The sequence below is a fragment of the Thalassospira sp. B30-1 genome (genome assembly GCF_015767575.1).
Classification (GTDB): domain Bacteria; phylum Pseudomonadota; class Alphaproteobacteria; order Rhodospirillales; family Thalassospiraceae; genus Thalassospira; species Thalassospira xiamenensis.
In genome coordinates, this window is record NZ_CP065232.1 from 779,552 (window position 1) to 792,911 (window position 13,360).

Annotated in this window: 14 protein-coding genes; 6 read left to right on the top strand and 8 right to left on the bottom strand. The window is 53.9% G+C overall.

The genetic code is table 11. From position 1 onward, the window contains the following. Positions 1–5: 5 nt before the first annotated feature. From flgK to IT971_RS03535, 4 genes are read right to left on the bottom strand one after another with little or no spacing between them, the layout of a single operon-like run. Complete coding sequence (gene flgK, locus IT971_RS03520; RefSeq protein ID WP_074624802.1) at positions 6–2,417, bottom strand: flagellar hook-associated protein FlgK; 2,412 nt, start codon at positions 2,415–2,417, stop codon at positions 6–8. Between the two features lie 17 nt (positions 2,418–2,434). Next, a complete protein-coding gene (locus IT971_RS03525) occupies positions 2,435–2,896 on the bottom strand; it encodes a flagellar protein FlgN (protein WP_139190000.1) in 462 nt (153 codons plus the stop codon). A 5-nt stretch (positions 2,897–2,901) separates the two neighbouring features. Beyond that, positions 2,902–3,249 (bottom strand): rod-binding protein, encoded by a 348-nt coding sequence (locus IT971_RS03530; protein WP_063092730.1) that lies wholly within the window; start codon positions 3,247–3,249, stop codon positions 2,902–2,904. Beyond that, on the bottom strand, positions 3,249–4,382 hold the full coding sequence (locus tag IT971_RS03535; protein ID WP_007092330.1) for a flagellar basal body P-ring protein FlgI: 1,134 nt from the start codon (positions 4,380–4,382) through the stop codon (positions 3,249–3,251). The genes IT971_RS03530 and IT971_RS03535 overlap by 1 nt, the downstream gene beginning before the upstream one ends. 353 nt (positions 4,383–4,735) lie before the next feature. Here IT971_RS03535 and IT971_RS03540 point away from each other — a divergent pair, with 353 nt between their 5' ends. After that, positions 4,736–5,179, top strand: coding sequence for a flagellar assembly protein FliX (locus IT971_RS03540; protein ID WP_007092331.1), 444 nt, complete (start codon positions 4,736–4,738; stop codon positions 5,177–5,179). Positions 5,180–5,331: 152 nt separating this feature from the next. Beyond that, entirely contained in the window at positions 5,332–5,751 is a 420-nt protein-coding gene (gene dksA, locus IT971_RS03545; RefSeq protein WP_007092332.1) for an RNA polymerase-binding protein DksA, read from the top strand. A 241-nt stretch (positions 5,752–5,992) separates the two neighbouring features. Here dksA and flgH read toward each other — a convergent pair whose 3' ends face one another. The 4 genes from flgH to flgF all read right to left on the bottom strand — a co-directional run bounded on the left by flgH (position 5,993) and on the right by flgF (position 9,624). Continuing rightward, complete coding sequence (gene flgH / locus IT971_RS03550) at positions 5,993–6,766, bottom strand: flagellar basal body L-ring protein FlgH (RefSeq protein WP_223304999.1); 774 nt, start codon at positions 6,764–6,766, stop codon at positions 5,993–5,995. Between the two features lie 127 nt (positions 6,767–6,893). After that, positions 6,894–7,874 (bottom strand): flagellar basal body P-ring formation chaperone FlgA, encoded by a 981-nt coding sequence (flgA, locus tag IT971_RS03555; RefSeq protein ID WP_223305000.1) that lies wholly within the window; start codon positions 7,872–7,874, stop codon positions 6,894–6,896. A 130-nt stretch (positions 7,875–8,004) separates the two neighbouring features. Next, a complete protein-coding gene (gene flgG, locus IT971_RS03560) occupies positions 8,005–8,790 on the bottom strand; it encodes a flagellar basal-body rod protein FlgG (protein WP_063092732.1) in 786 nt (261 codons plus the stop codon). A 72-nt stretch (positions 8,791–8,862) separates the two neighbouring features. Next, entirely contained in the window at positions 8,863–9,624 is a 762-nt protein-coding gene (gene flgF / locus IT971_RS03565; protein WP_063092733.1) for a flagellar basal-body rod protein FlgF, read from the bottom strand. Between the two features lie 343 nt (positions 9,625–9,967). On the opposite strand from flgF, the gene IT971_RS03570 reads away from it, so the two are divergent. The 4 genes from IT971_RS03570 (at position 9,968) to IT971_RS03585 (ending at position 13,241) form a co-directional block, all read left to right on the top strand. Beyond that, complete coding sequence (locus IT971_RS03570; protein WP_007092337.1) at positions 9,968–10,501, top strand: flagellar basal body-associated FliL family protein; 534 nt, start codon at positions 9,968–9,970, stop codon at positions 10,499–10,501. A gap of 87 nt (positions 10,502–10,588) precedes the next feature. Next, positions 10,589–11,716, top strand: coding sequence for a flagellar motor switch protein FliM (gene fliM, locus IT971_RS03575; RefSeq protein ID WP_007092338.1), 1,128 nt, complete (start codon positions 10,589–10,591; stop codon positions 11,714–11,716). Further along, complete coding sequence (locus tag IT971_RS03580) at positions 11,716–12,369, top strand: DUF6468 domain-containing protein (protein ID WP_063092734.1); 654 nt, start codon at positions 11,716–11,718, stop codon at positions 12,367–12,369. The genes fliM and IT971_RS03580 overlap by 1 nt, the downstream gene beginning before the upstream one ends. A 152-nt stretch (positions 12,370–12,521) precedes the next feature. After that, positions 12,522–13,241, top strand: coding sequence for a MotE family protein (locus tag IT971_RS03585; protein ID WP_037990307.1), 720 nt, complete (start codon positions 12,522–12,524; stop codon positions 13,239–13,241). Positions 13,242–13,360 lie beyond the last annotated feature (119 nt).

The following is a 13,360-nucleotide window of genomic DNA, read 5'->3' on the forward strand; positions in this document are numbered from 1 at the left end:
GCAGTTTAAACTGCATTCAGCAGCGTATCAAACAATTCATCAACCGTGGATATGACCCGGGCAGATGCACTGTAGGCGCGTTGGAAAATAATCAGATCCGACATTTCTTCGTCCAGATTGACGCCCGCTTCATTCTGGATGCGGTTGCCCAAATCTGTAACGAGATTGGACTGAAACTCGTAGCTGTTGCTGGCAACCGATGCCTTGGTTGCGGCAGTTGCGATGATGCCAGCGGCAAAGTCGGTCAAAGAAGTTCGTTCTGCCGATAGCCCGCCCGCAGATTCAAAATCAATGTCGGTACGTTCAAAGGTTTGGCTCAGCGCAAGTGCAGCACTGTTGTCGCCCTCGTGCACGCCATGCTGAATGCCCAATCCCGGAATTTCTGTCAGACTGTCGCCTGCTCCTGCGCCACTGTCCTGGAAGAAGAATGGGTCGCCATCGGCATCGGTGACACGCAACTTGTATCCACCCAATGCACTGTCGAAAACGACCTGTGCATTAATGTTGTTGTCTGTCAGTGTGGCGCTGTTGTTGATGGCATTTGCGATGTCTTCGAGCGACGAGTTGCTGTCGTAATTGATATTCACACTCGTGAAATCGCCAGCAACCGTAAGTGTATAGTTGACGGGTGGGGGGACAAGAGGCCCCAACCCCGGAATAGCGGTTGCTGTATCGACAACCGCTGTAGATGTTTCATACGTGTCGGCATTCAATTGACCGCGGACAATACGCGCCGGATCATTTTTTATGCTGGAGGCGACGTCCATATTCCCGGCAAGGACAGGCATGTCCTCGGTCATGCCAATCGTCTTGGACATGTTGCCGGAGTCAGTGATTGTCATGTTGGATGTATAACTGATCACGAGACGATAGCGATCGCCATCCTCAACCAGATACGCGGTTTCGGCGGCGTCGGCGGCCGTCATGCCTGCACCCTGAAGGGCAGTCCGGATCGCGTCACGTACATCCGTGAGGCTGTCATTCGCGGTGTAGTTCACCGTAATGCCGGGTGTGGTCAGAACCCCGCTGCCAGCACTGATAACCATTGAGCTCGCCGTGACGCCAAGAGCCGCGGTTGCACTGTCTTGTGCCGAAGAGGTCATTGTATCGGAACGTTTTACCGTCGCCACGAAGTCGTTCAGGCCGAAATAGTGTGACATACCCTGGCTGCGACCATCGCTCGTTGTGATTGAACTGGTCATTTCATTGATTGAAATGCGGCTGCCGTCCAGTCCTTCGATAACCATCCGGCCATCGACTAGAGATGCGGTAAGATAAGTACCTGCGGTGGAGCCGTTTATCGCGTCGATCATTCCCTGAACCGTAGCGGGAGCAGTCGGCAGACTGATATCGGCCCAGCTGTCTGTCGCGGTCAGGTTACCATCTGCGTCAAGTGCGGCAATACGGAAGGTTCCCGTTGCCGTCAGTGGATCGTTCGCAGCAACCATCCGGGTGCCCGACAAGTTGGCCGGAGGCGGGAAGGCGGTGCCTTTATTGTGTTCTTCGTTAATGGCGTCCCGCAATTCACCGGCCAGTTCGTTTATCTGGTCGTTCAGGCGCGGCAATTCCGTGTCGCGCATTTCAAGCAAACCCTTGATTGTGCCATTCTGGATGACATCGGTTACATCCTCTCCGTTCAGCATGATACCGGACCCGCCAGTGCCAGGTTCGAAACCTGCGGTGGGGCTGAAGGAAATGGTGGCAGGGGTTCTATCGAGAAGTGTGCGATTGCCATTGGCCGTAAACAGAACCATGGATCCGTCACCACGGTTATACGTGGTCACGTTCATGATTTTGGACAACTGGTTAATTTTCAGGTCGCGCTGGTCCTCAAGTTCGGTGGTCGGTTGCCCTAGGTTCTTCTGGCGTACCACGTCCGTATTGAGTTCGGCGATTTCATTGAGCAAAGTATTCGCGCGGTCGACTTCGTCAGAGATATTTTTGTCAATATCGCCACGCATATGCTGAATCTGTTCGGACAGGTTCTCGAACGCATCCATAACCTGAATGGCGCTTTCGATAACTTCCACTTTTGGGGAATTCTGCTCGGGAGTATTGCCAAGTTGCTCGAAAGCGTCGGCAAGGTCACTGATGCGTTGGCTTATCGCACCGTTGGACTGAGGTGTTCCGAACAGAGTCTGAATGCGTTGAAAGAATTCAAAGCGTACTTCTTCCCGGCCAGCTTTGCCAAGCTCGCCGCGCATTTCACGCACAAGGCCTTCGTTGACGTTGCGATAAATGTCACCGATCTGCGAACCTGCGCCAACCCCGTCTAGCACCAGGGTTTCCTGTCCGGCTATCTTTTTCGAATAGCCGGGGGTATTCACGTTCGAGATGTTCGAGGACGCGATGGAAATCCGGGCTTGGGCAGTGTTGAGGCCAGAAATTGCGCTATTGAGTGCCTGAGTCAGTGACATGATCTTCGCCTTTACCCTTAGAGCGTTTCGTTAACGCTGTAAGACGTGCCGGGTTTGCTGGTCGGGCGGCCGTAACCGCCAATGGATGCCTTGCCGGTCTGGCCAGAACGGTTATAGGTTGTGCACTCTTCCTTGGCCTTGTCATTCACCGCGCGCACAATGGCATTGACCATGCGTTCATTCGTGGCCTTGGCGGCCTGAAGGGCGGTCATGTTACGGCGGGCGGCCTGCTGGAATTCAGCCTGAAGGTCACGAAGTTCGGCTTTGTCGTCTTCGGGAAGCTGGCGCAGTTCGGGACCGCGCGCACGTAACTTGACGACCAGCTGTTCATACTGCATCGACAGGGCAGATTTTTCCGACACGAACTGCTCATACTCGGCAATTTCGAGCTTGCGCAGTCCCTGGGTCTCACGCTCCAGCAGGGAAATCAGGTCATAAGTGACGCTTTTGAGTTCGATAACCATCTGTTCGGTGGTCATGGTCATTATCCTTCCTGCACCTTGAGGATTTCGCGTGTAACGGCATCTGCAATTCCGATGCCACCCGCGCGCGTCATTTCTTTGGCATATTCATCAACAAGCAGGGACCGCATCATGGTTTCGCCATGACCGCCGCCAAAGGTTTCGTTGGTTTCGATACCTGCAAACATGTGGCTCAGCATCTGGCCTAGAAACATTGATTCAAATTCCTGGCCTGCTTTACGCGCCTGGGCCTCGGTTTTGATATGTCCGTCTGTCAACTGGCTTGCGCGGTTCGAGACATTGTTCTGGCTGCCATACTGGGCAGATGCCTGCGCCTGCGCCATCAATGCATTGGTGCTGTCGATCATCATCACATCACCTCGATTTCGGCTTGAAGTGCGCCGGACGTTTTGATCGCCTGAAGGATGGTGATCATGTCGCGCGGTCCGACGCCAAGGCTGTTCAGGCCATTAACCAGTTCCTGCAGGCTGACGCCGCTTTCAAGAACGCCAAGCTGGTTGTCCTCGCCTTCATCCACCTCGATATTGGTTCGGTCGACGGTTTCGGTCGTGCCGGTTTGCGAGAAGGGAGAAGGCTGAGAAACTTGCGGAGTTTCAGTTACGCGGATGGTCAGGTTGCCCTGCGCGATAGCCACGCGGTTGATGCGAACATTTTCGCCCATCACGATCGTGCCGGTGTTTTCATCAATGACGACACGTGCGATCTGATCAGGTTCAACGCGAAGCTGTTCGATGTCCGTCAATAAAGCCACGACATTCTGATTGTAGCGTTCCGGAATGTTGATGCGAACGGTGCCGGGGTCGCTTGGGCGCGCGGCGATTTCTCCAAGATAGGCATTGACGGCTTCGGCAATGCGGCTGGCTGTGGTAAAGTCAGGGTTGCGCAAGACAACCGACATGTTCTGCATGGAATTGAGATTGAAATCGATTTCGCGTTCAACGATGCCGCCATTCGCGATACGCGCGGAAGTCGGAACACCCTTGACCACGGTTTGAGCATTGCCGCCAGCAGAGAACCCGCCGACTGCAAGGTTGCCCTGGGCAACGGCGTAAACTTCACCGTCAGCACCGACCATGGGTGTAACCAGAAGGGTCCCGCCCTGGAGGCTTTCGGCAGTGCCGATTGCGCTGATGGAGACATCAAGGCGCGACCCCTGACGCGAGAAAGGCGGCAGGGTGGCGGTGACCATTACGGCTGCGATATTGTCGGAATCAATGTCATCGATCTGGCTGCGCACGTTGATGCCGAGCCGTTCAAGCATGGCTACAAGGCTTTGGCGGGTAAAGTCGGCATCACCAAGATCGTCACCCGTTCCGTTCAAACCGACAACCAGGCCGTAACCGACCAGCATGTTGTCACGTACGCCTTCAAAGTCGGCGATATCCTTGATGCGCGACTGGGCGTTTGCCGGGACAACCTGCGTCAGGGCGATCATGCCGAGCACTGCTGCCTTTAATGCATATTTGCCTAGACCTTTGATCATATTCTTTGTTCCGCTTCCGGGGATGGGTTTGCCACCCGATACAATTTGCAAACACTTCAGCGAAAACCGTGCCAGATGGCAGAAAGCCAAAGCTTTGGATCACTGATTGCGCAAGTTGCCGGAAAATCGGTGTGTTTTTGACGAGCAGACGAACTGCACGGCAATAGTGGAGTGCAGACCCGGCATTTTTTTCCCGTTGCGTCAGGCAACGCTTTGGGGGAGACTCGGGCTAACGGGATCACTGTCAAAGGGCTGTGCGGATTGAGCCGACAGGCTTTACACAGCTGATTGACGTAGTGATGGCTGCATGTTCGATCCCGGCAAGCTTACCACATAGCAGGCGGAAGTGAAAAATGAAGGTCAGCGGATCCAAAGCGACAGGCACGAATAGCACGACACGCAAGAAAACATCTGGCGGTGGCGGTGCGGGCGGTTTTGCTGATGCAATTCGTTCACTCGATTCCGCAGGCGGAGCAAGCGGGGCAGGTGGTGTGCATAGTGCGGGAACGGTCAGTGCGCTTGATGCATTGCTGGCGTTACAGCAAAGTGGTGATGCTCTTGATTCCCCGAAAAAGCACGCCGTCCTGCGGGCCGAAAGCTTGCTTGAGCAGCTTGAAGGTGTGCGGGATGCTCTGTTGAGCGGGACTTTGCCTGCCAGCCGACTGCGCCAGCTTGTCGGGCTGTTGGATCAGCAGCGCGAAAATATCTCCGATCCAGCCCTTTCTTCTGTGCTGGACGAGATTGATCTGCGGGCACAGGTCGAGCTTGCAAAGCTTGAAGTTTCGGGTTTGGCCTGAAATTTACGGTTTGGGCAATAGCTTTGGTCGCAAAACCCAAGGTTATGAAGGCTTTCAGGCTAATTCAGATTTATTTACTCAATCAGCTTGCACCCATTGCGCGCGCCCTCTATATTGCCGCGCGTTCGATGAGTCCTGTATAGAGGGCGTACATGACTATCACGCTACCACCAGACTATCGTCCCGCTGAGGACGAAGAGTTCATGAACCCGCGCCAGCGGGAATATTTCCGGCAGAAGCTTTTGGCCTGGCGGGCTGAACTGCTGCAAGAATCTTCGGAAACATTAGCGAGCCTGCAGGATGGCGGGGGACTTCAGGAACCGGATTTGACCGATCGTGCATCGGCCGAAACAGACCGGGCCTTGGAACTCCGCACTCGTGACAGGGCGCGTAAGCTGATTTCAAAAATTGATGCTGCTTTGCGTCGAATTGAAGACGGATCATATGGTTACTGCGAAGAAACCGACGAGCCGATCAGCCTTAAAAGACTTGAAGCTCGTCCGATTGCGACCCTGAGCATCGAAGCCCAGGAACGCCACGAACGGATGGAGCGCACTCGCCGCGACGACTGATCGCGTCGGGAATAAACACGGGTCGCGCCTGCGTTGATCCGGTCAAATGGCAAAAGCCAAGGCTCTGTTGGGGAATACCGGTTAGGGATAACCAAAATCAAAGGTCCGGCTGTAATTTGCAGCTGGACCTTTTTTTGTTTTGGCCTGGTTCAGGCGAAACAAAACCGGCCTGTGGCAGGCCGGTTTTGGTCAATCGTGATTGCCCACGGGAATCCAGGAAGGCGCAGGCGATCAGGATTAATCAGAACGGTAGAATGACATCCATGATTTCGCTGCCGTAACGCGGCTGCTGTACATCGGAAATCGTACCGCGACCACCATAGGAAATACGGGCTTCCGCGATTTTGTCATATTCGACTTCGTTGGACGAACTGATGTCCGCGGCACGTATGACGCCCGCGATCTGAACTTCACGGACTTCGCTGTTTACCCTGATTTCCTGACGACCGTGAATGACATAATTTCCGTTCGGAAGGACCTGAATGACGATGGCCGCCACACGCAGGTCAATCGCTTCATTACGGTCAAGCGTGCCACTGCCTCTGTTGGACGTCGCGCTGTCCATATCGAACATCGATGACGGGTTGATCGTCTCCGGCAGTACTTTGGTGAGTTCGGACTCGAGGCCAAAAAGGTTTGGCACCGCCAGATCCTCGCTATTGGTGCGAGAACGTGCGGTGGTGTTGGCCAGTGCCGCACTGTCCTGCATATCGACAACAACCGTCAGAATGTCACCAACCTGATTGGCGCGCTGGTCCTTGAAGAACGAACGTGCACCGGAACGCCATAGCGAGTTCGGATTGCTTTCTGCGACCTGCGGTGCAGGCATTGGCAAGCTTACCGGTCGATAGGTTTCTGACTGCGTGGGATTGTCGATTGCCGACAGCCTCGGTGCCTCGCCGACTTCGGAAAGGCGTTTCATCGCGTTGCAGCCTGAAAGCAGTGCCGTAGCACCGATCAGGCCGGTTACAATTGCCAAGCGGCGCATTGAAATCTGCATGTGATTAACGGGCATTTATTCCTCCTGGAATTCCTGCCTGTATCTACGCAATCCTCATGCCAGATTGTGGCTCCTGAGCGGGCAAAGCTTGCCGGGTCGGCAAGCCTTTGTCTTTCATCGTGAATTGCGCGAAATCGCAGTGTTATTGCGACATTGCGGGCAAAGCGCGAACTTCGTTGTCGGCAACAACTTCCACTTGGATGGTTTTGTTGCTGGTCATGTTCATGACGCGAATGATCGCGCCTTTTGCGCCGTCTTCAAGCGCTTTGCCGCGTGCGGTTAGCGACATGTTGGCGGTGAACAATCGGATCGTAACCAGTGCGCCCCGCCGAACAAGGATCGGATTGGAAAAGTCGCGGAACATCAGGGGTTCATCTGATTTGATCGGGCGCAAAGCTTCTTTGCCGATAACATCGTTGATGTCGCGAATGGCGCCCGCTGGAAGACGTTCCGAGCGGACATTTCGGTATTCAACCTGATCCGGGCGCACGATCTCGCCACGCCGGACGGGCTCGATCACGACGGGAACCTGTGCCAGGGGGAAATATCTGCCGCTCATGCGGTAAGTGCGGCGCTGGGCTGTTTGCGTGCCGGTGGTGACACTGGCAATGAATCGGTTTGTCCGTTGGTTGACGTCAAGACCTGTGATCTCGACTTCGGCCGGTACATCGACAGGCAGATGGATTTGAAATGTCTCGCCGGAAAGGTCGACAGTAAAGGGCGGCTTTATTCCATGGTCGACAAGTGCATCTTTGATCGCTTCGGAAATTTCGTCGATGGAAATTGTCTGGCTTGCGCGGGTGATGACGATCTGGTCCGCCGTCGTTCGGGGGCGCCATGCAATTTTGTTTCGCTGCGCGATACCATAAAGCCAGCGGTAATCAAGAACGGTTTGCCGTCCGGGCTGCGGGGAATGGGAAACCGGAATATCAGCCTGTTCAACGTCGATGCCGCTGAAAATGTCTCCCAATGTCACATATTGCCCTTCGACAACCGCATCAGGGCGCAACAGGATATTGGTATCCAGTTCTTGGGAGCTGGACGATGATTGCGCGTGCGATGGTTCCGGGTTGCTCAGCAGTACCGGAAGCAAAAGGGCAAGGACAAGGAATATTTTCTGCATTTTCATCCGCCAACCATAGCACGGAACTGTATAAATCGTGTAAACGCAGTTAACGCGGGAAACCACTTTTTCCAAGGCTGCCCGCGCATTCATTTTCCAGCAAATTTTATCAGTTCGGAACCGTATCGAATTAACGCAGGTTGCTGACGGAGCTCATCATTTCATCCGTGGTCGAGATCGATTTGGAATTCATCTCGTATGCGCGCTGTGCCTTGATCAGGTTGGTGATTTCCTGCACCACGTTGACGTTTGAGGATTCCAGATACCCTTGCTGCACCGTGCCAAAGCCAACGGCCCCTGGAACGCCGGTCGTGGCATCGCCTGATGCCTCGGTTTCAAGGAACAGGTTATCGCCAAGCGCATCAAGCCCGGCCGGGTTGATGAAGGTTGCAAGCTGGATCTGTCCCAGATTCTGAAGCGCAACCTGACCATCGATTTCCGCAAACACCTCGCCTGAGGTGTTGATCGTGACCGATGTCGCGTTGTTTGGTACGGTGATGCCCGGCTGAACGGCAAAGCCATCCTTGGTCACAATCTGCCCGTTGGCATCAAGTTTCAGGGTGCCGTCGCGGGTGTAGGCCGTTTCGCCGCTGGGCAAATCAATCTGAAGGTAGCCGCGTCCCTGGATGGCGACATCAAGCTCGTTTTCGGTCAGAGATAGGGTACCTTGCCCCATATAGCGCCCGATGGCGGCGGTTTTTACACCAAGGCCGACCTGCACGCCGACAGGAACAATTGTCCCAGTATCGGATGACGGGGACCCTGCGCGACGCAGATCCTGATATAGCAGGTCCTGGAATTCGGCGCGCTGGCGTTTATAGCCTGTGGTGGTCATGTTGGCGATGTTGTGCGAGGTCACATCCACATTGGTGGATTGTGCCTGCATACCAAGGGCTCCAATATCAAGTGACCGCATCTTCTGTCTCCTGGGTCTGCGCCACGGGCGCATATGAATTCTTTAGGGCGGGCGCCCGTTTAATCAGGCTAATCAGGCGCGAACATCGCCCAGTTTGTTAATCATGTTACGTTGACGCTCGTTCTCGCTTTCCAGCGACCGCGTCACGGACTGATAGGTGCGCAACACATCAATCATCTGTGTCATTGAACTGATCGGGTTGACGTTAGATTTTTCAAGGGCACCCTGAACAACGCCGGGATTCTCAACCGGCTGGGCGCCATCGGGATCGTTCGGGTTTTCTTTCACGACGCTGTAAAGCGAGCTTCCAGTCGTGTTCATTGCCTGGACATTGTCAAACGTGACGACCTTGAGTTTCCCGATCTGACCGATATCGGTTGTCACCGCGCCATCACCCTTGATTTCGATCTGGCCGTCGGCTTCGTTAAAGAAGATAGGCTGGTCGGCATCACTTAGAACGGGATAACCTTCGTTTGTGATCAGTTGTCCGCCGGGATCTAGGCTGAAGTTACCATTTCGGGTATATTGGGTGCCGCTTGGGGTTTCGACGGCAAAAAACATGTCCGGTTGGCTCAGAGCCACATCAAGCGGACGCTCGGTATGTTCAATGTTGCCTACGCGTGTGTCGCGAAACTGAGCGATGTCCTGAACAAGCGATATTTCACGTTCGCCGCGGAAAGGCGCGTCCTTGTTCTTCGCAACCCAATCGGTGAACATCATCTTTTCTTCCTTGTACCCGGTCGTGTTCATGTTCGCCAGGTTCTGGGAGATATTGTTCATCATGCTGCGGAGCGTCTTTTGACGCGACAAAGCGATGTAGGTAACGTTTTCCATAATTTTGCTTTCCCAAATCGGGTCGGTGTTCTGAACAGGCTAGTAGCGAAAGTTATGCCAGTTGACTTAAGTTTATGAAATTGAACGATAAAATTTTGATCGGCATTTGTTGCCGCGCATCTTCAGAGCCTGCTTTGGCAGAACCTGCCGTGCATTATTGCCGGGTCATCTATGCCGCAGGTGATAATCGGTAGTTCCTGAACTAATGTACTTTACAGAGTCGCTTGCATGGAAAGAGGCGGGAAACGGAATTTTAACGTCGAGGTATTATGTCTCATCATTCCGGCATAGTGTTTGCTGGATAGACAGGGTAACGGTTTTGAACGCAGGGTAACGCAGACCGATGGGTGATGATGTCGACGAAATAGAAATGGATGGTGGCGGGGGACGCAGCAAGAAATTGCTGGTCGTGGTTATCCTGCTGGTACTCCTGCTATTGGGTGGTGCTGCTGCGGCCTATTTCACGGGGCTTCTTCAGCCTGTGATTGATATGGTGACCGGCGGCGGAGGGGATCACACCGAAGAAGTGATTTCCGAAAGCGCCATCGAAGAGGCGCCGGGGGTTCCACAAAATGTCGGGTTTGTCGATTTGCCGGAAATTCTGGTGAACCTGAACGCCGGAGGCGGTAAGCAAAGCTATCTTAAAATACGCGTCAGTCTGGAAGTTGCAGACCAGAGCATGTTGCCCCAAATCGAGCAAATGATGCCGCGTATTGTTGATAACTTTCAGGTTTACCTGCGTGAACTGCGACCGGAAGACTTGGCTGGCTCCGAGGGAATGTTCCGCCTTCGTGAAGAATTGCTGATCCGTGTCAGTGCCGCGGCAAAGCCGGCAAAAATCAACGACGTTCTGTTCAAGGAAATGCTGGTACAATAAGGTGCTGGCGGCAATGTCAGAGACACCATACAAGAAAGTATATGGGCAAGAAAGTAACGGGCCAGAAGGGCCAGGGACAAATCGCCGATGGCAGATGAAGATGATGATGATGCACTTGCCGCTGAATGGGAAGCCATGGCAGGCGGTGACGAGGATGGAGACGACGGTGGCGAGGATATGGCCGCCGAATGGGAATCCATGCTTGGCGATGAAGATGGCGGTGGTGAAGATGAGGATGTTGGCCCCGGATCTGCGCGTGTTCTGAACCAGGATGAAATTGACAGTCTGCTTGGTTTTGATGATGGATCGGGCGCGGGTGACCAATCCGGCATTCAGGCGATCATCAACTCGTCGATGGTGGCGTATGAACGTCTGCCGATGCTCGAAGTTGTTTTCGACCGGCTGGTGCGCATGATGTCCACCTCGTTGCGTAACTTCACATCCGACAACGTTGAAGTATCGCTTGATAACATCCTGTCGCTGCGTTTCGGGGATTATCTGAACTCGATCCCCTTGCCCGCCATGCTGGGTGTTTTCAAGGCCGAGGAATGGGACAATTATGGGCTTCTGACGGTTGATTCTGCGCTGATTTATTCCATCGTGGATGTGTTGCTGGGCGGGCGTCGCGGTACGGCGGCAATGCGTATTGAAGGTCGTCCCTACACCACGATTGAACGCAATCTTGTCGAACGCATGATCCATGTGGTTCTCGGCGATTTGTCGGCGGCATTTGATCCATTAAGCCCGGTGACCTTCCGGTTCGAGCGCCTTGAAACCAACCCGCGTTTTGCGACCATTGCCCGTCATGCCAATGCTGCCATCGTTGCAAAGCTGCGCATTGACATGGAAGATCGCGGCGGTCGTCTGGAACTGCTGATCCCATATGCAACACTGGAGCCGGTTCGTGAGCTGCTGCTTCAGATGTTCATGGGGGAAAAATTCGGTCGAGACTCGATCTGGGAAAACCACCTGGCGAACGAGTTGTGGCAAACCCATGTGAACCTTCTTGCGGTACTCGACGAGCAGATCATGTCGCTTGGCGATGTGATTAATCTGGAAGTTGGCAACCGTTTGGTTCTTAATACCAGTCCGACCTCGCCTGTCGAGGTTCGGTGCGGCGATGTGCCCCTGTTCAAGGGGATGATGGGGCGCAAGGGGGACAGGATCGCGATTCAGGTTCGTGACCGGGCGCGGCATAACGAGGACGACAGTTGATGGACTATGCCATCTATCTTGATCTGGTAATGATTGTGTTGCTAATTGCGACGATCATCTACGCCATGATCCTGAGCCGTCGTTTGGCGGCATTTCGCCGCAATCGCGAAGAAATGCAGAACTTTCTGACGGCTTTCAATGCGGCAAACGAACGAGCCGAAGTTTCAATCCGCGCGCTGAAGGAAATGGCCGAGCAATCCGGCGAAAAATTGCGTGAAGATATCGAAAAGGCCAGTGGGCTGCACGAAGATCTATCCTTTATGGTAGATCGGGGTGAAAGCATTGCCAACCGACTGGAAAAGGCGGCAAGTGATGTCAATGCCACCCGCCGCGGTGCCGGCGGGGCAAAGTTTGCCGAGGCCGGAAATGCTACCGGTAACGAGCGAAACAACGTTGTTGATGACAGGCAGGGTGTTGAAACCCGAGCAGAGGAACTGGCTGCCCGGTTGATGCGTGATGTTGAACGCGGCACAATGCCTGGCGCATCGGCGTCTTCTTCGACCGAACCGTCTGGTGGTGGATATGGTTCGGGCATGCGATCTGGTGGATCGCCCGTACACGAACCTGCTTCTGATCCTTATGAACAAGATGAGGATGCCGGGCGCTCCGAAGCCGAACGTGAACTTCTCGCCGCTTTGCGGTCTGTCCGTTAGAGGCGTTGCGGATAGGATCAATCAGATAAAATCGCCATGATTGCTAAAAAACAGTTAGGGCGTCTTTTTTCGACAAATTTGGTACCTACCTGTTAGTATATGATTTGAAATTCAATATGGGCGTGCAAGCGTCCCATTTGCCGGGTGAATGAATGTCTGCTGTGCGTATCCTGCCGTTGGTGGTCGTGGTTGGTTTTGTCGTTTTAACGGTCAAGATCGTCGGACTGTTTTCGGATGAGCCCAAAGGCGACGAAGCGGCTGATGCATCGGGTATCAGTGTGGTTCAGGTTGCGCGTGCCCAGGCTCCTGATCCGGCGGCGGCTCCGGATCAACCTGCGGAAACAGGTGCGCCTGGGCTTGATGACCCGATGGGGATGATGGAAGGTGACGGCACTGGGGGTATTGATGGCGCAGGTGATGCGCCGCCGATGCTGGGCGGTGATCCGACCCTTTTCACACAGGAAGAAATCGATCTTTTGCAGAACCTTTCGGTGCGGCGCTCGGAACTTGATCGCAAGGAACAGCGCCTTGATGAGCGCGAGAGCCTTCTTGCTGCTGCCGAAGCCCGAATTGACGCCAAGATCGAAGAAATGAAATCGCTTAAAACTGCGATAGAGGATTTGGTGGCAACCAAGGAAGAGCAGGAAAGTGATCGGATCAAGAAGCTGATCAGTGTCTATGAGAAAATGAAACCGAAGGATGCCGCGCGTATCTGGAACGATCTTGATATGGAAATCCTGTTGCAGGTTGCACTTGGTATGCGCGAGGCAAATACTGCTGCTGTTTTGGCGGAGATGTCGCCAGACCGCGCACGTGCTCTGACAACAGAGTTGGCTTATAAACAGGATATAAACATGTTGCCGCTTCAATAATCTCAAATGGTGCTGATCCGGGGCGCTGACCGTTATCTGGAAGGGCATCAACCAGACGATTATTACAGTGTGTTCAACATGATGGGTGTTATTAGGGAATTGTGAAAAGCCTTGATTAA